Below are 25,593 nucleotides of genomic sequence, written 5' to 3'. Positions count from 1 at the left end.
CATCAGTCGATCGGCTGGATCAGCCGACCTGGATCAGGTCGATCGCGGCCTGGACCTGCTCGCGCAGCGAGTCCGAGATCGGGGCGCTGCCGGCGTTGTCCGCGGCGGCTTCCTGGCCCTCGGCGCTGGCGATGTAGGTGAGGTACGCCTTGACGAGCTCGGCGACGTTGGTGTCCTCGTACTGCTCGCACGCGATCAGGTAGCTGACCAGCGCGATCGGGTAGGAACCCTCGGCAGCGGATGCTGGGTCGACGTCGAAGACGAGGTCTCCGGCGCCACGTCCCTCGACGAGGGGCGAGCCCTCGACGAGCGCGGCAGCGGCCTCGGCCGAGTAGGCGACGAAGTCGCCGCCCACGCCGACGTGCACCTGGCCGAGGTCGCCGACCTGCGAGGCGTCGGCGAAGCCGATCGCGCCGTTGCCCGCGGTGATGGCCTGGACGACACCCGAGGTGCCCTGAGCGGCCTCGCCACCCTCGATCGGCCAGACGTCGGCCGGCTCGTAGGTCCAGATGTCACCGGCGGTCGCCGAGAGGTACTTGGTGAAGGTCTCCTGCGTGCCCGAGGGGTCGGAGCGGTGGACCGGCGAGATCGCCAGGTCGGGCAGCTCGACGCCGTCGTTCAGCGCGGCGATCTCGGGAGCGTTCCAGTTGGTGATCGTGCCGGCGAAGATGCCCGCGATCGTGGCTGCGTCGAGGTTGAGCGTGTCGATGCCCTCGATGTTGAACGCGACGGCGACCGGCGAGATGTAGAGCGGGACCTCGACGATGTCGTCGGTCGCGCAGGCGCCGAAGCCGCCGGCGGCGATCTCCTCGTCGTTGAACGCACGGTCGGAGCCGATGAAGTTGCTGCCGCCCTCGAGGAAGTTCTCGCGGCCGGTGCCGGAGCCGGTGGGCTCGTAGTTGACGGTGACGTCGGGGTTCGCGGTCTGGAACGCGGCGACCCACGCCTCCTGCGCAGCGGTCTGCGACGACGCGCCGGTGGCGTCGATGGTGCCCGAGAGCGTGGAGTCGGAGGGGGCGTCGGACGAGCCGCCGGTGCCGCCTTCGTTCGCGGCGCAACCGGCCAGGGCGAGAGCAGCGACGGCGCCGATGGCGCCGATGCGAGCGATTCGGGAGATCTTCACTGTGGATCCGTTCGATCGTGGGAGGGGTTGAGGCCCGGTGCAGGGCACACAGTGACGCTAAGCGCGGCGGTTAACGAGACTCTCCCGCGCGGGTGAACGGAAGGTGAACGGCTGTCGACTCTCTGGGGTGCTACCCCCGGAATTCCGGGCCGCATTAGACCTTCGGAATGTGCGTCTCGATCGAGATGATGCCGGATCCGGGGTTCGTGGCCGAGAGGTGAACCACGGAGAACGCCGCCGGCTCGAGGTCGGCCGCGCTGCTGAGGTAGGAGCCCTGGATCGTGGCGGTCGCGAGCGCGATCTCGGACAGGAGGCCGGGCAGAACGGGCCCGTGGCTGCAGAGCACGGCGGGCTTGCCGGAGCGTACGCGCCGCCCGACCACCGAGCGCAGATCGGAGGTTCCGTCCTCCCAGGCGTCCTGGCTGATGAGCTCGGTGCGCACGGCCTTGCGATCGAGCGCCTTGGCGAGCGGCTTCACGGTCTCGACGCATCGGACGGCGTCGCTCGTCACGATCTTCCGCACGCCGAACGCGCGCAGGGGGCCGACGATCGACTTCGCCTGTCGGCGCCCGCGATCGGCGAGCGGACGCTCGGCATCCGTACCGTCCCATTCGGAACGCGACAACGCCTTGGCGTGCCGCAGCACGATCAGTGGGAACGTACGCAGCGCGCCGTCCTCGACCAGACGGGCGAAGAAATCGAGGATCTCGTGGTCGACCGGGTAGCTGAGGCGCTCCCTGGCCTTCTTCACGCTGGCCCACTCGATCGCCGCGATCTCCCGGTTGGGCACGAACGTCGACGCGCGGATCGCGTCGTCGGTGGCCTCGGCGGCCCAGTAGTGCACGACCTTCTGCTTCATCGACGCGAGGTTGTAGCGGCTCACGCCCACGGGAACGCCCAGGGAGACGCGGATGCCGGTCTCCTCCTGCACCTCGCGCACGGCGGTCTCGGCGAGCATCTCGCCGGGATCGACCTTGCCCTTGGGCAGAGTGACGTCACGGTATTTGGTGCGGTGGATCAGCAGGATGCGCAGCTTGCCGTCGACGATGCGCCAGACGACGGCACCGGCCGCGTAGACGGCCTTGTCCGTCCACTTCGACCGCTCTGCGAAGGTCTGTCCGACCGTCATCGAACCGCCCGCGCACGCCGGCGTCGCTGAATCTGACCCATGGTCTTATCCTGCAGGTCGATCAGCGGCTTGCCGTCGGCATCCGCGGCGTGGCGCTCCCACACGCCGGCCGCGCCGAGGTGCCAGGAACTCGTCCCCGGATCCATCGCGAGGTCGAAGAACGCCAGGAGCTCCTTCAGATGCGCGGGTTCGGTGACACGGACGAGCGCCTCGACGCGTCGGTCGAGGTTGCGGTGCATCATGTCGGCGCTGCCGATGTAGATCTGCGGATCGCCGCCGTTCTCGAAGGCGAAGATGCGCGAGTGCTCGAGATAGCGGCCCAGGATGCTGCGCACCGTGATGTTGTCGCTGATGCCGTCGAGATCCGTGCGGAGGCTGCAGATGCCACGCACCCACACGTCGACCTTCACCCCGGCCACGCTGGCACGGTAGAGCGCGTCGATGATCTCCTCGTCGACCATCGAGTTGACCTTGATGCGGATGTGCGCGGGCTTGCCGGCGACGGCGTTGGCGCGCTCGTTGTCGATCTGGCGCACGAGTCCCTTGCGCAGGTGCAGGGGCGCGACGAGCAGACGCTTGAACTTCTTCTCGATCGCGTAGCCGCTCAGCTCGTTGAAGAGGCGGGTGAGGTCCTTCCCGACCTGCGCGTCCGCGGTGAACAGCCCGAAGTCCTCGTAGATGCGGCTGGTCTTCGGGTTGTAGTTTCCGGTACCGACGTGCGAGTAGTGCTGGAGCTTGCCGTCTTCCTCGCGGATCACGAGGGCGAGCTTGCAGTGCGTCTTGAGCCCGACCAGGCCGTACACGACGTGCACGCCGGCCTTCTCGAGTTTGCGCGCCCAGACGATGTTGTTCGCCTCGTCGAACCGTGCCTTGACCTCGACCAGGGCGAGCACCTGCTTGCCCGCTTCGGCGGCGTCGATCAGTGCCTGCACGACGGGGCTGTCTCCCGAGGTGCGGTAGAGGGTCTGCTTGATGGCGAGCACGTGCGGGTCGCGGGCAGCCTGTTCGAGGAACGCCTGCACGCTCGTGGTGAACGACTCGTACGGGTGGTGCACGAGCACGTCGGACTTGCGGATGGCCTTGAACATGTCGGCACGCGTGCTGCTGTCGCCGGGCTGGAACGCGACGGCCGTGGTCGGAACGTGCGGCGGGTACCGCAGATCGGGGCGCTCGATGCGCGAGAGCCCGAAGAGTCCGCGCAGGTCGAGCGGCCCGGGGAGGCGGTAGACCTCCTGGTCGGTGATGTCGAGCTCCTTCACCAGCAGCTCGAGGGTCACGTCGTCCATGTCGTCGGTGATCTCGAGGCGGATCGGCGGTCCGAACCGGCGGCGCAGCAGCTCGGCCTCGAGCGCCTGGATGAGGTTCTCGCTCTCGTCCTCCTCGATCTCGACGTCTTCGTTGCGGGTGAGGCGGAAGGCGTGGTGGTCGAGCACCTCCATACCGGGGAAGAGGTCTCCGAGGTGGTTGGCGATGAGCTCTTCGAGGCGCAGGTAGCGCGAGATCTCGCTGTTGCCCGGCACCTCCACGAACCGAGGCAGCATGGGCGGCACCTTGAGGCGCGCGAACTCCTGGCGACCCGTGCGTGCGTTGCGGATGCGGATCGCGAGGTTGAGCGACAGCCCCGAGATGTAGGGGAACGGATGCGCCGGGTCGACCGCGAGGGGCATGAGCACCGGGAACACCTGGGCCTGGAAGTAATCGGTCAGGCCCGCGCGCTCGTCGTCGGTCAGCTCGTCCCACTCAGTGATCTCGACACCGGCGTCGGCGAGGGCGGGGCGCACGAGCGATGTCCAGGCATCCGCGTGCCGCAGTTGCAGCGCATGCGCCTCGCGCGAGATGTCGGCGAGGGCGTCGGAGGGGGAGCGGCCGATGTTGGTCGGCACGGCGAGGCCGGTGATGATGCGCCGTTTGAGGCCGGCGACGCGCACCATGAAGAACTCGTCGAGGTTGCTGGCGAAGATGGCCAGGAAGTTCGCCCGCTCGAGTTCGGGGAGCGAGGGATCCTCGGCCAGCTCGAGCACGCGCTGGTTGAACGCGAGCCAACTCAGCTCGCGATCGAGGTACCGGTGGTCCGGGAGGAGCGAGTCGGGGGCCTCGACGGCATCGAAGTCGTCGTCTTCGGCATCGCCGAGACCTGCGTCGGCGAGAGCGGGATCCATCATGGGGTACATCTAAGCACCGAGAGGTGACACGCGCGTGAACGGATGCCCTCGGTTACCGCGAGCCGACCAGGGTGTCGTCCTCGTACACGTTGAAGCGGTAGCCGACGTTGCGGACCGTTCCGATGATCTGATCGGCGTCGCCGAGCTTGGCCCGCAGGCGCCGCACGTGCACGTCGACCGTGCGCGTGCCGCCGAAGTAGTCGTAGCCCCAGACCTCGCTGAGCAGCTGCTCGCGCGTGAACACCCGGGAGGGGTGCGTGGCGAGGAAGTGCAGGAGCTGGAACTCCTTGTAGGTGAGGTCGAGCGGCTTGCCGTGCAGCTTGGCGGAGTACGACTGCTCGTCGATCGTGACGCCGGATGCCTGCACACGCGTCGGAGCCGCAGCGTCGTCGCGGCGCGCGATCGCGAGCCGCAGGCGGGCGTCGGTCTCGGCGGGGCCGGCGGTCGAGAGCAGCACGTCGTCGATGCCCCAGTCGCCGGAGACGGCGCTCATGCCGCCTTCGGTGACGATGAGCAGCAGCGGCGCCTCCTGGCCGGTCGCGCGGAGCAGACGGCACAGCGACTTGGCGCCCGCGAGGTCGGTGCGGGCATCGACGATCACGATGTCGTACTCGGGGGCACTCACCAGCCGCGCGGGCTCTGCGGGGATCTGGCGGACGGTGTGGCTGAGCAGCTCCAGCGCGGGCAGGACCGACTCCTCGGCAGGAGCATTCGTCAAGACCAGGATCTGGGGCACGCGTACTCCTCACCGGCGCGCGGGTCAACGCCGTGCGGCAATAATACCGGGGTCGATGAGTGACAATGGACGCATGACGCAACCCGCACTCGCTCCGCGCAGCCCGCTCGCCGGCGTGGTCGCCGTCTGGGCGGTCGCTCTGGTGGGCGCCGTGGCGATCGGCATCCTGGTCGGTGAGGAGTGGCGCATCCCGTGGATGCTGGTGGCCTTCGGCGGCGCCGTGCTCCTCTCTTTCGCCGTGCAGCTCTGGTACGGCCGCACCGAGGGATTCATCTTCCGGGTGGCGGGGAGCGTGATCGGCGCGCTGCTGCTCATGGGCGTGATCTCGGTCGGATTCGGGCTCGCCGCCCTCGCCACCGCCTCCGCCTGACAGTCGCGCTCACGCGCGGTAGGGTGGGAGCCATGGATCTCATGGCGCTCGAACTCTTCTTCATCGGCCTGCTGGGTCTGGCGAGCCTCGCGATCGTCTTCGTCTCGGCGGTCGTGCTGCGCAACCTCTTCCGCGGCCAGCGCTGAGCCGATCGTGCTCGAGCTTCCCACCGACCTCCCGGCCGACCTCGCCCCGCTCTCGTGGCTGATCGGCGTCTGGGAGGGAACAGGGGTCATCGACTACCCCATCGGAGATGAGCGGCTGCAGGGCGAGTTCACGCATCGCGTGAGCTTCAGCCATGACGGCGGCCCGTTCCTGAACTACTCGGCGACCGCCACCTTCCTCACGGAGGAGGGCTCCCCGGCCTCCGCCCTGCTGGCCGAGACCGGTTTCTGGCGTCTCGCGCGCCCGGCGACGGACGCGGATGCCGGTCCGGCACTGCTGCCCCCGACTGCGGACGCCGTGGCCCGCACGGTCGACGACGTCGAGGAGCTGCGCGCCGAGAGCGGCGGCTTCCCGATCGAGGTGTCGCTCGCGCACGCCGACGGTGCGCTCGAGCTGTACCTGGGTGAGATCAACGGCCCGCGCATCGATATCGCCACGGATGCCGTGGTGCGCAGCTCCGGAGCCAAGGTGCACACCGCCTCCTCGCGGATGTACGGACTGGTCGACGGCCACCTGCTGTGGGCCTGGGACATCGCGGCCCTCGGCACCCCGTTGCGCTCGCACGCCTCCGCGCGACTGGCCAAGGTCTGAGATGGGCGCATTCGCCGAGATCGACGGCGCCGTCTCCGACGGAGACGTGATCGCGCACTTCGGCGACGCGTTCCGCGAGCAGCGCCGTCTCGCCGAGGGAGCTGCGTTCGTCCCGCTCGGCGATCGGGTCGTGATCGAGGTCGCGGGGCCCGAGCGGCTGAGCTGGCTCGACTCCATCACCTCGCAGGCGCTCGGCGGTCTCGCTCCGGGTGAGAGCACCGAGTTGCTGATCCTCGACCCGCAGGGTCGGGTCGAGCACGCGGCCGGAGTCCTCGACGACGGCGCATCGACCTGGTTGCTGGCGGATGCCGGTGACGCCGAGGCGCTCGCCGGATGGCTGACCCGCATGAAGTTCCGCGCGCAGGCCTCCGTCGGCATCCGTCCGGATCTCGTTCCGATCGGATTCCTCGACGGCGGTGCGATCGCGTCGGTGGTGGCCACGGCGGCGGCCGCACCGAGTGGTGCGCCCCTGATCTGGGCCGATCCGTGGCAGCGCGTGTCCGCAGGCGGGCACCAGTACGCCGAGGTCGCAGCGCACCCCGCCGCCGACTACGCGTGGCGGGTCGCGCTGCTGACGACCGAGGCCGCGGATGCTCTCGCGGTGTCGGCCGATCGCGACGCGCTGGCCGGGCTCCTCGCAGCAGAGGCCTTGCGCGTCGCCGCCTGGCGTCCGCGCTGGGCGACCGAGGTCGATGAGCGCTCCCTGCCGCACGAGTCCGATTGGATCCGCAGCGCCGTGCACCTGAACAAGGGCTGCTACCGCGGGCAGGAGACGGTCGCCAAGGTGCACAACCTCGGGCACCCGCCGCGGCGTCTGGCCGCGCTGCAGCTCGACGGCAGCGATGCGGTGCTGCCGGAGGCCGGGGCATCCGTCTTCGCGGGCGACGAGGAGGTCGGGCACCTGACCTCCGTGGCCCGGCACTTCGAGGACGGGCCCATCGCGCTCGCGATCCTCAGCCGCCGCGCACCGGTCGGCGACCTCGTCGTGCGAGCCGACGGCCTCGAGATCGCGGCTTCGCAGCAGGTCATCGTTCCGGCGGATGCCGGTGCGACGGCCGACATCCCGCGCCTCACCCGTCTGTCGCGTCGCCCGTCGGCGCCGGACCCCCGCGCGCAGGTCTAAGCGAGCTTTCCGCGGCGCGGTCAGGTCGCCGGTGCGACCGCCGACCACGGCAGCGTGAGCTCGCCGAGACGCCACCGTGTCCGCCCGCCGAGGACCGGCCACCCCTGTGCGCGCAGCGCGCTCGCGGCCGCGAGGAAGCGCTGGGTCGCCCCGAACGTCGATAGTCCCGCGGCCCGATCCCACTCGCGGTCGAGGTCGACCAGGAGGGCGTGGATCCGTTCGCCGGGCACGTTGCGGTGGATCAGAGCCTTCGGGAGACGCTCTGCGACGATGCTCGGACGGTCGAGATCGGCGAGCCGGAGCGAGAGCGTGAAGCGCAGCGGCACAGCGTCAGGGGCGACGTCGATCCAGCTCGCGATGCGCCCGATCTCATCGCACGTGCCCTCGAACAACAGTCCACCGGGCGCCAGGCGCGAGGTCATGCGCGCCCAGGCATCCGGCACGTCCTGCTCGTCGTACTGGCGGAGCACGTTCATCGACCGGATGACCGCCGCGCGGCGACCGTCGGGAAGCGGCACCTCGAACCCGCCGCGGCCGAACGAGACGGGAAGGTCGGCGGCGAACGGCGTGCGGCCCGCCCGCACCTCCGCGAGCTGCGTCTCGGCGCTCGCGACGCGCGCGGGATCGATCTCGAGCCCGCGCACCTCGACGTCGGGCCGCACACGCACGAGGCGGGTCGCCAGCTCGAACGCGGTCACGCCGCTCGCCCCGTACCCGAGGTCGACGACGAGGGGATCGGATGCTCGACGGAGAGCGTCGCTCGCGGCGATCCAGCGGTCGTTGCGCCGCAGCCGGTTGGTCCCGGTGGTGCCGCGCGTGGGCCTGCCGAGGGGAGATGACGCCATGTCTCCATCCTCCCAGCATCCTGTTCGGTCGCACCGTCCGGGCGGATAAACTGACGGCATGACTGCGAAGCGCACCCTCATCCTGCTCCGTCACGGCCGGAGCGAGTGGAACGAACTGAACCTCTTCACCGGCTGGGTGGACGTCCGCCTGAACGAGCAGGGGCAGAAGGAGGCACGCCGCGGCGGAGAGCTGCTCGCCGAGTCCGGCATCCTGCCCGACGTGCTGCACACCTCGTTGCTGAGCCGCGCGATCCAGACCGCGAACATCGCCCTCGACGCCGCCGACCGGCTGTGGATCCCTGTGACGCGCTCGTGGCGCCTCAACGAGCGTCACTACGGTGCGCTGCAGGGCAAGGACAAGGCGCAGACGCTCGAGGAGTTCGGTCCCGAGCAGTTCCAGCTGTGGCGTCGCTCGTTCGACGTGCCGCCGCCCGTGCTCGACGACGACAGCGAATTCAGCCAGGTGCACGACGTCCGCTATGCGGGCATCGACGGCGAGGTGCCGCGCACCGAGTCGCTCAAGCTCGTCATCGATCGACTCCTCCCGTACTGGGAGAGCGCGATCGTCCCCGACCTCGAGGCCGGCAAGACCGTGCTCGTCACGGCGCACGGCAACTCGCTGCGCGGCCTCGTGAAGCACCTCGAGGGCATCAGCGACGAAGACATCGCCGAGCTGAACATCCCCACCGGCATCCCGCTCGTCTACGAACTCGACGAGAACAACGTGCCCACCGGTCCCGGCCGCTACCTCGACCCCGAGGCCGCCGCCGCCGGTGCTGCTGCGGTCGCCGCGCAGGGCAAGAAGTAACCTCCACGCACGACACGACGAAGCCCCCGGTGCTCAGGCGCCGGGGGCTTCGTCGTGGGGATGCCGCGGGTCAGGCGTGACCGAGCTCCTGCTGCTGCTCGACGGCGAGGGCGATGTCGTCCTCGGCGACGGCCCAGTCTCCGGTCGACAGGTAGACGTACTTCTTCGCGACGGCCACGGCGTGGTCGGCGAAGCGCTCGTGGTAGCGGCTGGCGAGCGTGGCGTCGACGGTGGCCGTGGCCTCGCCCTTCCAGTTGTCGCTGAGGACCTTCTCGAAGACGGTGGCGTGCAGTTCGTCGACGTCGTCGTCCGCATTGCGGATCGCGTCGGCGAAACGGAGGTCCTGGGTGCGCAGCAGCTCGGAGAGCGTCCGCGAGATCTCGACGTCGAGCTCGCCCATCTTCACGAAGGTGCCCTTGAGGCCCTTCGGGATGGCGCGCTCCGGGAAGCGGAGGCGTGCGAGCTGGGCGATGTGCTCGGACATGTCGCCCATGCGCTCGAGCGACGCGCTGACGCGCAGTGCCGTGACGACGATGCGCAGGTCGCGGGCGACCGGCTGCTGGCGGGCGAGGATCTCGATGGCCTGCTCGTCGAGGGCGACGGCGAGCTCGTCGATCTTGGCGTCGTCGGCGATGACCTCTTCGGCCAACGCGACGTCGCTCGTCGCGAACGCACGTGTCGCCTTGTCGATCGAGACCGTGACGAGGTCGGCGATCTCCACGAGGCGGGACTGCAGGTCCTCGAGGGACTGGTGGAAGACTTCGCGCATGGTGGGGCGCAACCTTTCATGTGAATCTCGACTGGTGTCAGCGCGAGACGGCGGGGTCGTCCGCACGGGAGGAGCAGGACCGCGCTCCCGCACAGGCCCGAAGCGATTGTCTGCTCCGAAGGTTAACGAACGGTGCCCAGCACGTGAATAGTACTTCTCTCGTTGCCGCTGTGGCCCGGAAACCCGCCGGAGAGAGGGTGAACGCACTCTACGCTGGAGATATGACCGAGACGCAGATCGCCTTGATCGCCCTGGCCGTCGGCCTGGCGATCGGTATCGGCCTCTCGCTCCTTCTCGCCTGGGCGTACCGTGCGCGGGCCCGTGTCGCGGAGGAGACCTCGAGCGCCGTTCCCGAGGGGATCGTCGACGTTCTCGCGAGCATGGACGATGCGGCGTGCGTGGTCGACACGTCGGGCCTCGTGCTCGCCGCATCGGTCGCCGCCTCGCGGTTCGGGATCGACGTGGGCTCGACCCTCGACAACCCGGAACTGCGTCTGCTCGTGCGCGGCGTGCGCGCCGACGGCGGCACGGCGACGGAGTCGATGCGCATCACCCGCGGGGGGCTGAGCCTCGACCCGCGTCTCGTCTCGGCGCGGGCGAGCGTGCTCGGACCGCGTCTGACCCTGCTGATCATCCGGGATGTCACGGAGCAGGAACGCCTCGACCAGATGCGGCGCGATTTCGTCGCGAACACCAGCCATGAGCTCAAGACCCCGGTCGGTGCGGTGACTCTGCTCGCGGAGGCGATCGAGTCGGCCGCCGACGACCCGGCCCAGGTGCGCATCTTCGCGACGCGCATCTCGGCGGAGGCGGGCCGTCTCGCGCAGCTGACCGGTCGCATCATGAGCCTCTCCCGGCTCCAGGCCGACGACGGCCTGGGCGACGTCACCCCCGTCGCGATCGACGAGGTCATCGCGAAGTCCATCGAGGCGCACGTCGTGCAGGCCGATGCCGCGGGCGTCGAGATCACGCGCGGCGGAGACCGCGGGATCTGGGTGCGCGGCGACGCGCAGATCCTCGTCGAAGCCGTCGGGAACCTCATCGTGAACGCGATCGTGTACTCGCCGAGCGGATCCCGCGTCGGGGTCGGCGTGCGCGCCGAGGACGGCGTCGTGGAGATCGCGGTGTCCGACCAGGGGATCGGAATCGCCGAGGCGGATCGCGAGCGCATCTTCGAGCGTTTCTACCGCGCGGACGAGGCGCGCTCGCGCCGCACCGGCGGCACCGGCCTCGGCCTGTCGATCGTCAAGCACGCCACGCAGCGGCACGGTGGCGAGGTGCGCCTGTGGTCGCGCCCGGGGCGCGGCTCGACGTTCACGATGCGGCTTCCCCTGATCGACGCGCCGCCGAACGCGGATGCCGGCAAGAAGAGCAAGAAGAAGCGCGAACGGAAGGCCGCCAAGGCCGGTGCCGTTCGCGCACGGAAAGGTGATCGCGCATGACCCGCATCCTCCTCGTCGAAGACGAGCCCGATCTCGCCGATCCGCTGGCGTACCTGTTGCGTCGGGAGGGGTACGAGGTCGAGATCGCCGAGGACGGCCCGACGGCGCTCACGGCGTTCCGCGAGCGCGGTGCCGACATCGTTCTGCTCGACCTGATGCTGCCGGGGATGCCGGGCACCGAGGTGTGCCGTCAGATCCGCTCGTCGTCGGCGGTGCCGATCATCATGCTCACGGCGAAGGACTCCGAGGTCGACATCGTGGTGGGGCTCGAGCTCGGAGCCGACGACTACATCACGAAGCCGTACTCCTCGCGCGAGCTGCTCGCCCGTATGCGGGCGGTGCTGCGCCGGGTGGTGCAGGCCGACAGCGAGCTCGACGAGCGCGTGCTCGACGGCGGGCGCGTGTCGCTCGACATCGACCGGCACACGGTGTCGGTGGCGGGGCAGCTGATCAACATGCCGCTGAAGGAGTTCGAACTGCTGGAGGTGCTGATGCGCAACGCGGGTCGCGTGCTCACCCGCGGACAGCTCATCGACCGGGTCTGGGGCAGCGACTACTTCGGCGACACGAAGACCCTCGACGTGCACATCAAGCGCATCCGCTCGCGCATCGAGGTCAACCCCAGCGAGCCGGTCATGCTCGTCACCGTGCGGGGTCTCGGCTACCGCTTCGAGGCCTGAGCCACCGCGTCCCGAGCGCACCGGACGGTCTCCGGACAGCGAGAAGGCCGGCTCCCGAGGGAGCCGGCCTTCTCTGCGTGCGTCTGGATCAGTTCTCTTCGGGAACCAGATCCGCGTAGTAGGGGAGGCCGCCGTCGAGCACCGGGATGGCCGTCTTCACGCCGGTGGAGTCACCGGACTGGAAGTGGATCTCGACCGTGGAACCGGGCTTCGAGTCGAGGCCGACGATGCGCAGCGGCTCGGCGTCGGCGCCCAGGCTGATGCTGTCGCCCGCGGGAACCGTGATGGTGAACGCGTCGTTGTCGGCGAAGGCGATGGTGATGGTCGCGCGGTCGTCGGTCGGGTTCACGAAGGCGCCGATGAGGTTGCCCACCGTGCCGTCCTCGTTCGCGACGATGAACACGTTGCGCGCGTCGATCGGGCCCTCGGCGTCGGAGACGTTCACGCCGTCCGAGGCGGAGTACTCGATCTTCGTCGCCTGCGGCGAGATGAACGTGCATCCGGTCGCGCCGAGAAGAACGACGGCGCTGAGGGCAGCAGACGCAACAAGGCGCGATTTCACGGGTCCTCCTGGGGTACGACGGGATATCCGCAACCATTCTACGGGTACGCGGACCGCGCCTCGGGACGAGGGGGCGCAAACCTTAGCGCATAACCCCTGTGGTATCCTTGAGGTTGCCGAAAGGATACGTTTTTATGCTTTTTGAGGTTGGCGAGACCGTCGTCTATCCGCACCATGGCGCTGCGACCATCATCGAGGTCAAGGAGCGCATCATCAAGGGTGAGGCGAAGAAGTACCTGAAGCTCAATGTGACACAGGGCGACCTGATCATCGAGGTTCCTGCCGAGAACGTCGACCTGGTCGGTGTCCGCGACGTGATCGGCAAGGAGGGCCTCGACCACGTGTTCGAGGTTCTGCGTGCTCCGTTCACCGAGGAGCCCACCAACTGGTCGCGCCGCTACAAGGCGAACCTCGAGAAGCTCGCCTCCGGCGATGTGATCAAGGTGAGCGAGGTCGTGCGCGACCTGTGGCGCCGTGACCAGGACCGCGGTCTGTCCGCCGGAGAGAAGCGGATGCTGGCGAAGGCTCGTCAGATCCTCATCTCCGAACTGGCGCTCGCGGAGAAGACCGACGAGGACAAGGCGGGCGCGATGCTCGACGAGGTCCTCGCGTCCTGATCCGAGTTTCCCGAAGGGGGCGGATGCTTCGGCATCCGCCCCCTTCGTCGTTCCCGGCAGGCGGTAGCGTGAAGACGTGACTCTGCTTCCCGTGCCGCACGTCGCGGTCATCGTCGTCGCCGCCGGATCCGGTACCCGCCTGGCGGCGGGCGCGCCGAAAGCCCTCGTCGGAATCGACGGGCGTTCGATCCTGCGCCACGCCCTCGACGGCGTGTTCGCCGCCGCCCCCGCGCAGGTGATCGTCGTCGCGCCCGCGGGCTTCGAAGGCGACGCCGAGACCGAGGTGCGCGAGGCCGCCGGGGATCGCGTCGACCTCGCACGGGTCGTCGTGGGAGGGGACACGCGCCAGGAGTCCGTCGCGGCGGGGATCGCGGCGCTCTGGGGCGATGTGCGCACCGTGCTGGTGCACGACGCCGCTCGTGCGCTGACCCCGCCCGCACAGATCGACGCCGTCGCCGCCGCTGTCGCCGAGGGCACCGGCATCATCCCCGCGCTCCCGGTGATCGATACCCTCAAGCGGGTCGACGGCGACAGCATCGTCGCCCCGGTCGATCGTTCCGAGCTCGCCGCGGCGCAGACTCCCCAGGGCTTCCCGCGCACCGCGCTCGAGGCGGCGTACGACGCCGCCGCCGCTGCGGGGATCGAGTACACCGACGACGCCGCGCTGTTCGCCGCCGCCGGATACGCCGTCCGACACATCCCCGGCGATGCCCGCGCCTTCAAGATCACGACGCCGGACGACCTCGACCGAGCGCGCCGGCTGCTCGCCGAGGCGCCCACGCTGCCCCTGCACGTGCCGGCATCCGCTCCCAACCTGCCGCGCGTCGGCCTCGGCACCGACGTCCACGCCTTCGGCGGAGAGGGCGACCTGTGGTTGGCCGGACTGCGGTGGCCCGGCGAACCGGCGCTCTCGGGGCACTCCGACGGCGACGCGGTCGCGCACGCCATCGTCGACGCACTGCTCGGTGCTGCCGGCCTGGGCGACATCGGTGAGCACTTCGGCACCGCGCATCCCGAGTACGCGGGCGCGCACGCCGCGGTCTTCCTGGCGCGCACCCGCGAACTGCTCGGCGAGGCGGGGTTCGTGATCGGCAACGTCTCGGCGCAGTTCCAGGGCAACCATCCCCGGTTCAGCGCGCGCCGTGCCGAGGCCGAGCGGGCGCTCTCGGATGCTCTCGGCGGTGCCCCCGTCTCGGTGACCGCGACGACCACCGATGCGCTCGGCTTCCCGGGGCGCGGGGAGGGCATCGCCGTGACCGCGGCCGCACTCGTCTTCCCGGCCTCGGCGCCCTGAACCACCGACCGCGGCCTGCGCGTCACTCTCGGGGCGCGCGGGGGCGGGCCGAGTAGGCTTGAGCGGTGACTCTCCGCCTCTACGACACCCGTGCGCAGGACCTGCGCGACTTCGTGCCGCTCGACCCCGGAAACGTCACGATGTACGTGTGCGGTCCGACCGTGCAGTCCGGTCCGCACATCGGGCACGTCCGCGCGGCGCTCAGCTTCGACCTGCTGCGCCGCTGGCTCGAGAAGCGGCACGGACGCGTCACCTTCGTGCGCAACGTGACCGACATCGACGACAAGGTGCTCGCGAACGCCACCGACGCGGAGCCCTGGTGGGCCCTCGCCTATCGGATCGAGCAGGAGTTCGCCGCAGCCTACGCCGGCATCGGCATCCTGCCCCCGACGTACGAACCGCGCGCGACGGCATCCGTCCCGCAGATGCAGGAGCTCATCGCGCTGCTCATCGATCGCGGCCACGCGTACCCCGCCGCCGACGGCTCGGGCGATGTGTACTTCGACGTGCGCTCGTGGGCCGAGTACGGTGCGCTGACGCACCAATCGATCGACGCGATGGAGGCGGCGGAGGACGCCGACCCCCGTGGAAAGCGCAATCCCCAGGACTTCGCCCTCTGGAAGGGGTCGAAGAGCGATGAGCCCGCGGATGCCCGGTGGGTGTCTCCGTGGGGTGAAGGCCGGCCCGGCTGGCACATCGAATGCTCCGCGATGGCGAAGCGCTATCTCGGACCGGAGTTCGACATCCACGGCGGGGGTCTCGACCTGCGCTTCCCGCACCACGAGAACGAGTTGGCGCAGTCGACGGCCGCGGGCGACGCGTTCGCGCGGTACTGGGTGCACAACGGCCTGGTCACCGTGAACGGGCAGAAGATGTCGAAGTCGCTCGGAAACTTCACGCTGGCCGCCGATGTGCTCGCCGCCCGCGATCCGCTCGTCGTGCGGTACGCGCTCGCGGCCGCGCACTACCGCTCGAGCCTCGACCTGACGGAGTCGTCGTGGACGGAGGCCGAGGCTGCGCTCGGACGCATCCGCACCTTCCTCGAACGGGGCGAGCGCCTCGCGAAGCCGGGCTGGGGCCAGGCGAAGGAGGGACTCCCGCAGGAGTTCGTCGAGGCCATGGACGACGACCTCTCAGTACCCCGGGCGCTCGCCGCGATCCATACGAGCATCCGCTCCGGGAATGCGCTCCTCGACGCGGGCAAGTACGATGAGGCGAGGCAGGACGTGATGGACGTCATTCAGATGACGCTCGTCCTGGGGATCAATCCGCACTCTTCGCAGTGGAACGGCACCGGCGGGGGAGCCGAGGCCGCCGCACTGGACGCACTCGTCCAGACGATGATCACCCAGCGCGCACAGGCGCGTGCCGACAAGGACTGGGCGGCAGCCGATCGCATCCGTGACGCGATCGCAGCCGCAGGAATCACGCTGGAGGATACTCCGGCCGGAACTCATTGGAGTATCGATGGCTAAGCCACAGCGCCCCGGCGCGAACAAGGGCAACAAGAAGGGCCCCACCAAGGGCACCGGCGGTCTCGGGCGCAAGGCGCTCGAAGGACGCGGACCCACGCCGAAGGCCGAGGACCGCGCCTGGCACCCCGCCGGCAAGCGCAAGGCCGCGGCCGAGCGCTACGCCGCATCTGGCGGCAAGGGCAAGCCGGGCCAGCGCCAGACCGCCGGCGGCAACCCGAACCGTTCGGCGCGCTCCAAGGACAACACGACGGAGACCGAGGTCGTCACCGGCCGCAACTCGGTGCTCGAGGCGCTGCGCGCGAAGATCCCGGCGACGGCGTTCTACATCGCGCAGCGGGTCGAGATGGACGACCGCGTGAAGGAGATGCTCTCGATCGCGACGCACCGGGGCATCCCGGTGCTCGAGGTCACGCGCCAGGAGCTCGACCGCATGGCCGGATTCGACGGCGTGCACCAGGGCGTCGCCATCAAGGTGCCGCCCTACGAGTACGCGCACCCGCAGGATCTGCTCGAGAAGGCGATCGACAAGGGGCAGGTCCCGCTGTTCGTCGCTCTGGACGGCATCACCGACTCCCGCAACCTCGGCGCGATCATCCGCTCGGCGGCCGCGTTCGGCAGCCACGGCGTGATCCTGCCGCAGCGCCGTTCGGCGGGGGTGAACTCCGCCGCCTGGAAGACGAGCGCCGGTGCCGCCGCGCGTCTGCCCGTCGCGCTCGCGACGAACCTGACCACCCAGCTCAAGGAGTTCAAGAAGCAGGGTGTGTTCATCCTCGGCCTCGCCGGTGACGGCGACGTCGATCTGCCCGCGCTCCAGCTCGCCGATCGCGCGGTCGTCATCGTTGCCGGCGCCGAGGGCAAGGGCCTCTCGCGCCTCGTTCGCGAGACCTGCGATCAGATCGTCTCGATCCCGATCTCCACGGCCACCGAGTCGCTGAACGTCGGCATCGCCACCTCCGTCGCCCTGTACCAGGTCGCGACGATCCGCTCCACGAAGTAGTCGCCGCAGCATCCGAAGGGAAGAGCCCGCATGAGTCGCATCGTCATCCTCGGAGGGACCGGCTACGCCGGTCGTCACATCGCCGCAGAGGCGGTGAGCCGCGGTCACGAGGCCGTCGCGGTGTCGCGCTCGGTGCCGACGGATGCCGTGGAGGGCGTCGCGTACATCCAGGGCTCCGTGCTGGACCTCGCTCCTCTCGCCGGCGCCTTCGCAGGGGCGGATGCGGTGGTCTCCGCGCTCTCCCCGCGCGGCGACATGGAGGACCGTGTGCTCGACGCGCTCGAGGGCGTGGCCCGACAGCTCAGCGGCACCGGCACGCGCCTGGGCGTGGTCGGAGGAGCGGGCGGCAGCCTGGTCGCCCCGGGCGGCCCGCGACTGTTCGACCAGGACTTCCCCGAGGAGTACAAGCACGAGGCGCAGGTGGGAATCGACTCGCTCGCGTTCCTCGAGAGCACGGATGCCTCGCTCGACTGGTTCTTCGTGCACCCCGCGGAGGTCTTCGGGCCCTGGGCCGAGGGCGAGCGCACCGGCCATTACCGTGACGGCGGAGACGTGCTCGTGCGCGACGCCGACGGCAAGTCCTACATCTCGGGCGCGGATTTCGCCGTCGCGGTCGTCGACGAGATCGAGCAGGGCAACCACCACCGCGAGCGGTTCACCGTCGGCTACTGACCGCGAACGGGCATCGCGCCCCGAGGATCAGACGAGATCGCGCCAGTCGATGTCGCCGTCCTCGTCTTCGTCGGTGGTGCGCGTGGCGCCGGTGATGACGGGAAGGCTCATCGTCTCGGTGGGAGGCCCCATGATCGTGGCCTCGTCGCGACGGTGGCGGAGCACCTCGTTGATGTAACTCGTCAGCACCTCGGCGAGCGGTACCGGGCGTCCCTGCGCCTGCGACAGGTACCACCGGTGCTCGAGCACCTGGTGGAACACCTCCGCCGGTTCGAGCTTCGCGCGCAGGTCGTAGGGGATCGCGCGCACGACGGGCTCGAAGACGCGCGTCAGCCACTCGTGCGCGTACATCTCCTCATCGGACCACTGCTTGGTGGAACGCGCACGGAACTCGTCGAGGTCGTTGAGCAGGCGACGTGCCTGATTCTCCTCGACGTCGAGGCCGGTGAGGCGGATGAGTCGCCGCTGATGGTGGCCGGCATCGACGACCTTCGGCTGGATCTCGACGACCGCGCCGTCGGCCGTGGTCGTCATCGACATCTCGTCGATGTCGAAACCGAGGGCGTTCAGCCGCTCGACGCGCTCGGTGATGCGCCAGGTCTCGGATGCCGAGAAGGAGTCCTGTGCGGTCAGCTCGGCCCAGAGCGACCGGTACGACGAGACGATGCCGTCGGCGATCGCGACCGCGTCCACACCGTTCTCGAGGCGCCCGCCGGCGGCCAGGTCCATGATCTCGCCGGCGATGTTCGTGCGGGCGAGATCGAGATCGTAGGCGCGCTGCCCGTCGGTCAGCCCCTCCTCGTGCAGTTCGCCGGTCTCGGCGTCGACGAGGTACGCCGCGAACGCGCCCGCATCGCGGCGGAACAGCGTGTTCGACAGCGATACGTCGCCCCAGTAGAAGCCGACGTTGTGCAGGCGCACCAGCAGGAGGGCGAGCGCGTCGACGAGTCGAGTGGCGGTGTCGGGGCGCAGCACGCGGGTGAACAGCGCACGGTACGGCATCGAGAAGCGCAGGTGCGAGGTCACCAGGGCGGCCGGGAGCGCTTCGCCGTCGGCATCCGTTCGCCCGGCGATGACGGCGACCCGGTCGACGCAGGGCACGTCGAGGCGGGCGAGGTTGCCGAGCATCTCGTATTCGCGGCGCGCCATCTCCTCGGTGGTCTCCTTCACCGCGACGACCCGTCCCGACAGATCGGCGAAGCGCACGAGGTGCCGCGACAGACCCTTCGGGAGCGAGACGATGTGCTCGGAGGGCCAGCGGGCGAGCGTCGTCGACCAGGGGAGGCCGAGGAGGCCGGGGTCGACGGTGCTGGCGGTGATGCGCAGCGAATCCTGCATGGCGCTCCTGGGAAGTCGGGGTGGACGCAGACGCGGCGCGGGCGACCGAAGTCGACCCGCGCCGCGAGTGGTGTGTGCGATCAGGCCGAGACGACCGGAGCCGTGTTCAGGCGGCTTCCCGACTCGAGGTCGAACGCGTGGACGTGACCCGGGTTGGCGGCCAGGGTGACCGTCTCGCCGGCGTTCGGGTGGCTGCGACCGTCGACGCGCGCGACGAGGTCGGTGCGCTTGCCGTTGATGTCGGTGTGGCCGTAGAGGTAACCGTCGGCGCCGAGCTCCTCGACGAGGTCGACGACGACCGAGAGGCCCTTGCCGTCGGCCGGTCCGACCGTGATGTCCTCGGGACGCACGCCGACCGTGACCTGCGTGCCGTTCGCGCCGGCGACCGCGTCACGCTCGAGCGGGACGACCTCGGTGCCGAAGCGCACGCCGCCCTCGGCGAGGTCCGCCGTGAACAGGTTCATGGCGGGGGAGCCGATGAAGCCGGCGACGAACACGTTGTTCGGCTTCTCGTACAGGTCGCGCGGCGTGCCGACCTGCTGCAGGAGGCCGTCCTTGAGCACCGCGATGCGGTCACCCATGGTGAGGGCCTCGGTCTGGTCGTGGGTGACGTAGACCGTGGTGACGCCGAGGCGGCGCTGCAGCGACGCGATCTGCGTACGCGTCTGCACGCGCAGCTTGGCGTCGAGGTTCGACAGCGGCTCGTCCATGAGGAAGACCTGGGGCTGACGCACGATCGCGCGACCCATGGCGACACGCTGACGCTGACCACCCGAGAGGGCCTTCGGCTTGCGGGTCAGGTACTCCTCGAGGTCGAGCAGCTTGGCGGCCTCGAGCACGCGGGTGGCGCGCTCTTCCTTGCCGACGCCGGCGATCTTGAGCGCGAAGCCCATGTTCTCGGCGACCGTCATGTGCGGGTACAGCGCGTAGTTCTGGAAGACCATCGCGATGTCGCGGTCCTTCGGCGGGACGTCGGTGACGTCGCGGTCGCCGATGAGGATGCGGCCCGCGTTGACCTCTTCGAGGCCGGCGAGCATGCGGAGCGACGTGGACTTACCGCAACCGGAGGGTCCGACGAGGACGAGGAACTCGCCGTCGGCGACCTGGAGGTCGAGCTTGTCGACGGCCGGACGGGTGCCGCCCGGGTAGAGGCGGGTGGCCTCGTCGAAAGTCACAGATGCCATTGTGTTTCTCCTTCACCGGCAGGTACGTGCCGGACGATCCGTAGTGATGGATGCGGCGGTTCGACCCGCCGTGACCCCTCATTGGGTCGCCCTCAGTATGACATGGACCGCGGCATCTGGGTATTTCTCAGGTGCGATGGTTAACATCGAATCCGGCCGTGCAACGCGGCGATCGTCGCCTATCCGATATCCGATGATCGGGGCCACCCTGCCCCCGTGAGACTTTCAAGAGGAACGATGTCGAGCGACGAAACGCCGAACGTCCCCACCCCTCGCAACTCCCGCGAGGCTGTGCGGGAGAAGGCACAGAGAGTGCATGCAGCGCAGTCCCGTGCGCGCATCATGCGACGGATCATCATCGGGACGCTCGCGGTGGTCGCCGTCGGCGCGATCGGTACCGCCGTGACGCTCGCGGTGTCGGCGCAGGTCTCGAAGCCCCAGCTCTCGCCGACCGGCATGCACGGGGACGGCGTCGTCGTCTCCGAGCTCTCCGCATCTGCGGCATCCGATGCCGGTACGGCCACGCCCACCCCCGACTCCTCCGAGGCCGAGGCCCCCGCCGAGCCGACGGCCGAGCCCACTACGGCTCAGAAGGTCGACATCCACATCTACGTGGACTACCTGTCGGATGACGCCGGTGAGTTCGAGCGCGCCAACGCCCGCCAACTCACCAACTGGATCAGCGAGGGTGCGGTCACCGTGACCTACCACCCGGTCGCCCTGCTCACCGCGAGCTCCAACGGAACCAAGTACTCGCTGCGCGCCGCCGCTGCGGCCGCCTGCGTCGCGACGCACTCGCCCGACCAGTTCTACGCCTTCAACCACGACCTGCTCGACGACCAGCCCGAGGTGAACACCGACGGGCTGTCCGACAGCGAACTCGCGGATCTCGCGGGGGCCGTCGGCGTCGACAACACCAAGACGGTGCGCAGCTGCATCCAGGACGGCGACTACCTCACCTGGGCCAAGGAGGCGACGACCCGTGCACTCGAGGGTCCGCTGCCCGGTTCCGATGACCTCGTGCTCGCGTCGACCCCGATGATCGTCGCCAACGGCGAGGCATACGTCGGCGCGCTCGATGACCCGGCCGAGTTCTCGCAGTTCGTGCTCACGGTCGCCAGCGACGCGTACTACCAGGCCACCGCGACGCCGACGCCAACACCGACCGAGACTCCGGCCGAGTAAGTCGGAAGCCCGAGAGGTCGGGAGACCTCCGCCACCATCGCTAAGCTGGTGGCACCCGCCGACTTGGCGCAATTGGTAGCGCACCGTACTTGTAATACGGGGGTTACGGGTTCGAGTCCCGTAGTCGGCTCTCAGGAATCGCAGGGGACTGCGGTCACTCGTGCGGGTGTTCTCCGCGCAGCAGTTCCGCACGCTGATCGGCGACGCCGCTCGGGATGGTCTCGCCGTAGGTCGTGACGTCGGGGCCCGCGGAGGTCTTCTCGATGCCGCAGACGGCCGCGCCCTCGTTGCCGTCGCGATCCGTGGGCACGACCACGAACCAGGTCGTCTGCTCGGCCAGCCACTCGACGGTGCCCCGGTCGCTCGCGTACGTCGCGCCGCCCGCGTAGGCATCGACCTTCTCGACGCACATCGTCACGAGCTCGCCGTCGGTGGGATCGGACGCGACCGGCGGCGACGAGGGGGCGGGCGCCGTGGACGGGCTCGACGAGGGAGCGGGCGTGGCCGTGGAGGTGGGCGCGGTGGTCGCCGTTCGCGTCGGGGCCGGTGTCGCCGAGGATGCGGGGATCGGAGCTCCCGTGCAGCCGGCGAGCAGCGCGACGAGAGCGATCAGGGGGACGACGGCAGAACGGCGCATTCCTGAATGCTATTTCACGGTGATCACGGACTGCGCGTTGGTCGCCGTGTCGCACATCGTGATCCGCCAGACGTCGGAACCAGCGTCATCGACCCGGGCCATCTCGATGATGAGGGGGCTGGGCCACTCCTCGCCCGAGCGGTCGGCTGCCGTGTAGGCACTCGTTCCCGCCGTCTGCTCCGCTTTCGTGAGGGTGACGTCGCGGCTGGCGAAGACCTCGAGGGTCCGCACGTCCGCGAGCGTCTCCCGCCCCGCCGCGGGATCGTCGACCCGCTCGCCGAAAGCATCCGTCCGACCGCTCGCACTGCGGATGCGCCACGCCCACCGCTCGTCGATGTACTCCAGCCGCAGGCCGACGATGGAGCCGCCCACGGCCTCGGACTCGCTCGGCAGCGCCTCGAGGAAGTCGGTCGGCCAGGTGAACTCGGCGGGCATGCACGTGCCGGGGTAGTTCTCGCCCACCGCAGCGGGCGGGTCGGGGACGGATGCCGCGCACCCGCCGAGCAGCCCGGCGAGGGCGACGGCGACGACGGCGACGGATGCTCGGCGGAGGATATGCATGCGGTGAGAGTATCCCGAATCGGAAATACCCCACGGGATCGATCGGTTGCGACGAGTATGACTCGTATCGGAAACAGCGACCTTGATGTCTTCCCGCTCTCTCTCGGCGGCAACGTGTTCGGCTGGACGGCCGATCGCGACACGTCCTTCGACGTGCTCGACGCGTTCGTGGCGGGCGGGGGCGATTTCATCGACACCGCCGACGGTTACAGTGCGTGGGTGCCCGGAAACTCCGGCGGCGAGAGCGAGACGATCATCGGCGAGTGGCTGGCGTCGCGCAAGCCGCAGGGCGTCACGGTCGCGACGAAGGTGAGCACGCACCCGGAGTTCCGGGGACTCGCCGCAGCGAACATCCGCAAGGCTGCCGAGGCATCGCTCGGGCGTCTCGGCGTCGATGCGATCGACCTCTACTACGCCCACTTCGACGACGAGAGCGTGCCCCTCGAGGAGACGGTCGGCGCATTCGGTCAGCTCGTGACCGACGGCCTCGTGCGCAACGTCGCCGTCTCGAACTACTCCGCCGACCGGATCCGCGAGTGGATCGAGATCGCCCAGCGCACGGGTGCCGCGCTGCCCGTCGCCGTGCAGCCGCACTACAACCTCGTGCACCGCAACGACGTCGAGAACGAGATCATCCCGGTGGCCGAGGAGTTCGGTCTCGGACTCGTGCCGTACTACTCGCTGGCGAGCGGCTTCCTCACGGGCAAGTACCGCTCCACCGAGACCGCGGGGCAGTCCTCGCCCCGCGCCGAGGGCGCCGCCAAGTACGCGACTCCGGCCGGCCTGAAGATCATCGACGCCCTCGAGGAGATCGGCTCCGCGCACGGAGCCTCGATCGCCGCGACGTCGCTGGCGTGGCTGCGCGCGCAGCCGACGGTGGCAGCCCCCATCGCGAGCGCCCGCACGGTCGAGCAGGTTCCCGACCTCCTCGCCGGCGCTCGCCTGGAGCTGAGCGCCGACGAGGTGCAGACGCTCGACCGCGTCTCGGAGTGGACTCCCGCTCAGGCCTGAGCGGCCACCGGCGTCCTCACCAGAGGAAGGTGACGCCGACCGCGGCCGCGACACCGATGGCCGCGGTCGGCCACCAGTACCACCGTCGACGCGCGGGGAGGAACGGCAGCGAGCGGCCGCGCAGCGCGAGCAGTCCGACCGCTGCCAAGGTCGGCGCGAGAGCGACGCCCCACACCCAACCGCCGACCGCGAACCACGGGCCGCTGTGCCAGAGCAGCAGGAGCCCGGCGAGCGCCCACACGAGGTCGCTGAGCGAGGGGAGCAGCGCCTTCGCGCGGAGGGCCCGGAGCAGCGCGACGACACCGAGCGCCAGCGCGATGCCGAAGACCGACCATCCCAGGATCAGATACGGCTCGGCGGGGCCGGGGATCGGCGCACCCGAGAGATACGACATCGCGACGTAGTCGACGGTCGCGACGGTGTTCGACAGGGCGATGAAGGCCGTGCCGGCGTCGCGATCCATCGTGAGGATCGTGCGGAAGCCCGCTGTGCCGCCGTTGTGCCAGGTCTGAGTGCCGGCGCCGTCGAAGGACGCAGAGGTGATCCAGCCCCAGCCGATCTCGCCCTCCGCTCCCAGGGGAGCGGTCGGCTCGAGTGCGGCTGCGCCCGGCGCCGAGCCGTCGAGGTTGGCCTGTGCCCAGATCGCCAGGTCGGATGCCGTGGTGAACGTCGACGACCCCGCGGGCAGGTATCCCTCCCCCCACCAGCGCGGTGCGGGTGTGCCGTTGAGGAGGAAGCCCGGAACCGCATCGACCGGCACCTCTGCGGCCGTCGCCGCGACCGTGGTGTGCTCCATCCCGAGCGGGCCGGTGAGGCGCTCGTCGAGCAATGTCGCATAGTCGTCGGCGCCGGCCGCCTCGACGAGTGCGGTGCCGAGGAGCGAGACGGCGAAGTTCGAGTAGACGGCGCCCTGGTCGGGGTCGACGGGGGCGATGGCCGCGTCGGCGATGAGCTGCGCCGTGGTCGACGACGCGTAGGCGTTGTCGTTGAGGATCAGGCTCGTCACCGCGCCGTCAGCGGCCGTCGCGCCCAGGCCGGGGAGTCCGGAGGAGTGCTGCGACAGCGACGCGAGGGTGACGTCGCCGGCATCCGTTCCCTCGAGGGCCGTGAGGTGCTCCGCGAGTCGATCATCGGGGGCCACCTCTCCGCGTTCGATCGCGTCGGCGAACAGCGCTCCGGTGAAGGTCTTCGTGATCGAACCGAGCTCGAACACGGTGTCGGGCCCGGGCGCCTCCGGGTGTGCGGGATCGGCGTCACCGAGACCGGCGAAGACGACGCCGCCCGGATCGATCTCCGCGACCGACAGCGAGCGGAATCCGTCGAGGCCTCCGGGCAGAGTGCGGATGCTCTCCGCCAGGGTCTCGTCACCGCTCCAGGCCGAGCTCACGGTCTGCTGCTGCGGCCCGACGGCCGCGCCGAGGGCGATCGCGGCGACCGCGCCGCCCACCAGGAGGCCGAGCACGGGACCGGGGGAGCGTCGCGCGGGCGACGTCACTGTCGGGGTGGGGTCTGTGAGTGCGGGGGCGGGGGAGGTCACGGTGCGGCTGCTCCTCAGCTCGAGGCGATCATGGTCAGGACGAGGAGCGGCACGATGCGCGCCCCCGGCACCTCGTAGAACCCGCGGCGCGGGGAGGACAACCACCCCGCGCCCACGAGCTGGCGGAGGTGGTGGTAGAGCTGGCCGGACGACGCGAACTGCTCCAGTTCGAGCAGCTCAGCGGTGGTCTGGGTGCCGGTGAGGATGACGCGCACGAGCTCGAGACGTACCGGGTGCCCCAGTGCTTCGAGGGGTCGAGCGAGTTCGCCCCAGTCCTTGCCGAGGAGCTCTTCCGCGTAGAGGCCGTACTGCCAGCGGATGGGCCCGGCCGGTACCTCGACGGCACCCGCCATCATCACCGCGCCGGGAGCCCGGCGTCCGAGTTCATTGACGAACCAGAGCGGATCGGCGGCGGGGTCCGATGTCGCAGCCCCCGGTTCCGGTGTCACGGTCGAGGCGTCGGCAGACGGCTCCTCGACCTGCGTACGCAAACGCTCGAGTTCGCGTTCGAGGGCGTCGACCCGGCTTTCGATCGCGTGCAGCGCGTCACGTTCCATGGCTACAACCGTAGCAATAGTTC

26 protein-coding genes and 1 tRNA gene are annotated in these 25,593 nt (G+C 69.8%); 14 read left to right on the top strand and 13 right to left on the bottom strand.

Annotation, left to right across the window (positions count from 1 at the left end; all coding sequences use genetic code 11):
* Positions 1-19: 19 nt before the first annotated feature.
* From ACTJKK_RS06570 to ACTJKK_RS06555, 4 genes are all read right to left on the bottom strand, one after another.
* A complete protein-coding gene (locus tag ACTJKK_RS06570) occupies positions 20-1,123 on the bottom strand; it encodes a phosphate ABC transporter substrate-binding protein PstS (protein WP_440747399.1) in 1,104 nt (367 codons plus the stop codon).
* 154 nt (positions 1,124-1,277) lie between these two features.
* Positions 1,278-2,252 (bottom strand): NUDIX hydrolase, encoded by a 975-nt coding sequence (locus ACTJKK_RS06565; protein WP_247625029.1) that lies wholly within the window; start codon positions 2,250-2,252, stop codon positions 1,278-1,280.
* On the bottom strand, positions 2,249-4,414 hold the full coding sequence (locus ACTJKK_RS06560; protein ID WP_247956680.1) for an RNA degradosome polyphosphate kinase: 2,166 nt from the start codon (positions 4,412-4,414) through the stop codon (positions 2,249-2,251). The genes ACTJKK_RS06565 and ACTJKK_RS06560 overlap by 4 nt, the downstream gene beginning before the upstream one ends.
* Positions 4,415-4,466: 52 nt before the next feature.
* Positions 4,467-5,150: a winged helix-turn-helix transcriptional regulator gene (locus ACTJKK_RS06555; protein ID WP_247625027.1), complete on the bottom strand. Its 684-nt coding sequence runs from the start codon at positions 5,148-5,150 to the stop codon at positions 4,467-4,469.
* A 73-nt stretch (positions 5,151-5,223) separates the two neighbouring features.
* On the opposite strand from ACTJKK_RS06555, the gene ACTJKK_RS06550 reads away from it, so the two are divergent.
* The 3 genes from ACTJKK_RS06550 (at position 5,224) to ygfZ (ending at position 7,399) form a co-directional block, all read left to right on the top strand.
* Positions 5,224-5,520 carry a hypothetical protein gene (locus ACTJKK_RS06550; RefSeq protein WP_247625026.1) on the top strand — a complete coding sequence of 99 codons (297 nt, stop codon included), beginning with the start codon at positions 5,224-5,226 and terminating at the stop codon, positions 5,518-5,520.
* A 153-nt stretch (positions 5,521-5,673) separates the two neighbouring features.
* Positions 5,674-6,276: an FABP family protein gene (locus ACTJKK_RS06545; RefSeq protein ID WP_440747398.1), complete on the top strand. Its 603-nt coding sequence runs from the start codon at positions 5,674-5,676 to the stop codon at positions 6,274-6,276.
* Position 6,277: 1 nt separating this feature from the next.
* A complete protein-coding gene (gene ygfZ, locus ACTJKK_RS06540; protein ID WP_440747397.1) occupies positions 6,278-7,399 on the top strand; it encodes a CAF17-like 4Fe-4S cluster assembly/insertion protein YgfZ in 1,122 nt (373 codons plus the stop codon).
* 20 nt (positions 7,400-7,419) lie between these two features.
* Here the strand turns inward: ygfZ and ACTJKK_RS06535 are convergent, their stop codons facing one another.
* Positions 7,420-8,244: a class I SAM-dependent methyltransferase gene (locus ACTJKK_RS06535; protein WP_440747396.1), complete on the bottom strand. Its 825-nt coding sequence runs from the start codon at positions 8,242-8,244 to the stop codon at positions 7,420-7,422.
* Positions 8,245-8,302: 58 nt separating this feature from the next.
* Between ACTJKK_RS06535 and ACTJKK_RS06530 the strand changes: the two genes are divergently transcribed.
* Positions 8,303-9,052 (top strand): phosphoglyceromutase, encoded by a 750-nt coding sequence (locus ACTJKK_RS06530; protein ID WP_247625022.1) that lies wholly within the window; start codon positions 8,303-8,305, stop codon positions 9,050-9,052.
* Positions 9,053-9,122: 70 nt separating this feature from the next.
* Here ACTJKK_RS06530 and phoU read toward each other — a convergent pair whose 3' ends face one another.
* Positions 9,123-9,821 (bottom strand): phosphate signaling complex protein PhoU, encoded by a 699-nt coding sequence (gene phoU, locus ACTJKK_RS06525; RefSeq protein ID WP_247625021.1) that lies wholly within the window; start codon positions 9,819-9,821, stop codon positions 9,123-9,125.
* A gap of 221 nt (positions 9,822-10,042) precedes the next feature.
* Here phoU and ACTJKK_RS06520 point away from each other — a divergent pair, with 221 nt between their 5' ends.
* Both ACTJKK_RS06520 and ACTJKK_RS06515 read left to right on the top strand, forming a co-directional pair.
* Positions 10,043-11,263, top strand: coding sequence for a sensor histidine kinase (locus ACTJKK_RS06520; protein ID WP_440747395.1), 1,221 nt, complete (start codon positions 10,043-10,045; stop codon positions 11,261-11,263).
* Entirely contained in the window at positions 11,260-11,943 is a 684-nt protein-coding gene (locus ACTJKK_RS06515; protein WP_247625019.1) for a response regulator transcription factor, read from the top strand. Before ACTJKK_RS06520 ends, ACTJKK_RS06515 begins: the two co-directional genes overlap by 4 nt.
* An 88-nt stretch (positions 11,944-12,031) precedes the next feature.
* On the opposite strand, the gene ACTJKK_RS06510 is transcribed toward ACTJKK_RS06515, so the two are convergent.
* Entirely contained in the window at positions 12,032-12,505 is a 474-nt protein-coding gene (locus ACTJKK_RS06510) for a DNA modification methylase (protein WP_247634196.1), read from the bottom strand.
* A 134-nt stretch (positions 12,506-12,639) separates the two neighbouring features.
* Between ACTJKK_RS06510 and ACTJKK_RS06505 the strand changes: the two genes are divergently transcribed.
* The 5 genes from ACTJKK_RS06505 (at position 12,640) to ACTJKK_RS06485 (ending at position 17,560) form a co-directional block, all read left to right on the top strand.
* Positions 12,640-13,122 (top strand): CarD family transcriptional regulator, encoded by a 483-nt coding sequence (locus ACTJKK_RS06505; RefSeq protein ID WP_247625017.1) that lies wholly within the window; start codon positions 12,640-12,642, stop codon positions 13,120-13,122.
* 76 nt (positions 13,123-13,198) lie between these two features.
* Complete coding sequence (ispD, locus tag ACTJKK_RS06500; RefSeq protein WP_440747394.1) at positions 13,199-14,416, top strand: 2-C-methyl-D-erythritol 4-phosphate cytidylyltransferase; 1,218 nt, start codon at positions 13,199-13,201, stop codon at positions 14,414-14,416.
* Between the two features lie 65 nt (positions 14,417-14,481).
* A complete protein-coding gene (cysS, locus tag ACTJKK_RS06495) occupies positions 14,482-15,891 on the top strand; it encodes a cysteine--tRNA ligase (RefSeq protein ID WP_440747393.1) in 1,410 nt (469 codons plus the stop codon).
* A complete protein-coding gene (gene rlmB / locus ACTJKK_RS06490) occupies positions 15,884-16,888 on the top strand; it encodes a 23S rRNA (guanosine(2251)-2'-O)-methyltransferase RlmB (protein WP_247625014.1) in 1,005 nt (334 codons plus the stop codon). The genes cysS and rlmB overlap by 8 nt, the downstream gene beginning before the upstream one ends.
* A 30-nt stretch (positions 16,889-16,918) precedes the next feature.
* Positions 16,919-17,560, top strand: coding sequence for an NAD(P)-dependent oxidoreductase (locus tag ACTJKK_RS06485; protein WP_440747392.1), 642 nt, complete (start codon positions 16,919-16,921; stop codon positions 17,558-17,560).
* 27 nt (positions 17,561-17,587) lie between these two features.
* Here the strand turns inward: ACTJKK_RS06485 and ACTJKK_RS06480 are convergent, their stop codons facing one another.
* A complete protein-coding gene (locus ACTJKK_RS06480) occupies positions 17,588-18,898 on the bottom strand; it encodes a DUF4032 domain-containing protein (RefSeq protein WP_247625012.1) in 1,311 nt (436 codons plus the stop codon).
* Between the two features lie 80 nt (positions 18,899-18,978).
* On the bottom strand, positions 18,979-20,082 hold the full coding sequence (locus ACTJKK_RS06475; RefSeq protein ID WP_247625011.1) for an ABC transporter ATP-binding protein: 1,104 nt from the start codon (positions 20,080-20,082) through the stop codon (positions 18,979-18,981).
* 237 nt (positions 20,083-20,319) lie between these two features.
* Here ACTJKK_RS06475 and ACTJKK_RS06470 point away from each other — a divergent pair, with 237 nt between their 5' ends.
* Both ACTJKK_RS06470 and ACTJKK_RS06465 read left to right on the top strand, forming a co-directional pair.
* Complete coding sequence (locus ACTJKK_RS06470) at positions 20,320-21,267, top strand: DsbA family protein (RefSeq protein WP_247956672.1); 948 nt, start codon at positions 20,320-20,322, stop codon at positions 21,265-21,267.
* A 57-nt stretch (positions 21,268-21,324) separates the two neighbouring features.
* Positions 21,325-21,397 (top strand) — tRNA-Thr (locus ACTJKK_RS06465).
* Between the two features lie 24 nt (positions 21,398-21,421).
* Here the strand turns inward: ACTJKK_RS06465 and ACTJKK_RS06460 are convergent.
* Both ACTJKK_RS06460 and ACTJKK_RS06455 read right to left on the bottom strand, forming a co-directional pair.
* A complete protein-coding gene (locus ACTJKK_RS06460; RefSeq protein ID WP_440747391.1) occupies positions 21,422-21,904 on the bottom strand; it encodes a hypothetical protein in 483 nt (160 codons plus the stop codon).
* Positions 21,905-21,913: 9 nt separating this feature from the next.
* A complete protein-coding gene (locus tag ACTJKK_RS06455) occupies positions 21,914-22,465 on the bottom strand; it encodes a hypothetical protein (RefSeq protein WP_440747390.1) in 552 nt (183 codons plus the stop codon).
* Positions 22,466-22,522: 57 nt separating this feature from the next.
* Between ACTJKK_RS06455 and ACTJKK_RS06450 the strand changes: the two genes are divergently transcribed.
* Complete coding sequence (locus ACTJKK_RS06450; RefSeq protein WP_440747389.1) at positions 22,523-23,476, top strand: aldo/keto reductase; 954 nt, start codon at positions 22,523-22,525, stop codon at positions 23,474-23,476.
* 16 nt (positions 23,477-23,492) lie between these two features.
* Here ACTJKK_RS06450 and ACTJKK_RS06445 read toward each other — a convergent pair whose 3' ends face one another.
* Together ACTJKK_RS06445 and ACTJKK_RS06440 are read right to left on the bottom strand one after the other, a co-directional pair.
* Positions 23,493-25,013 (bottom strand): serine hydrolase domain-containing protein, encoded by a 1,521-nt coding sequence (locus ACTJKK_RS06445; protein ID WP_440747388.1) that lies wholly within the window; start codon positions 25,011-25,013, stop codon positions 23,493-23,495.
* A 14-nt stretch (positions 25,014-25,027) separates the two neighbouring features.
* A complete protein-coding gene (locus tag ACTJKK_RS06440) occupies positions 25,028-25,570 on the bottom strand; it encodes an ArsR/SmtB family transcription factor (protein WP_440747387.1) in 543 nt (180 codons plus the stop codon).
* Positions 25,571-25,593: the final 23 nt, after the last annotated feature.

Origin of the sequence: Microbacterium sp. 22179 (assembly GCF_052045715.1) — a bacterium.
Classification (GTDB): Bacteria; Actinomycetota; Actinomycetes; order Actinomycetales; family Microbacteriaceae; genus Microbacterium; species Microbacterium galbinum.
The sequence above is the reverse complement of the archived record's forward strand: the minus strand, read 5'-3'. Positions and strand labels throughout refer to the sequence as shown.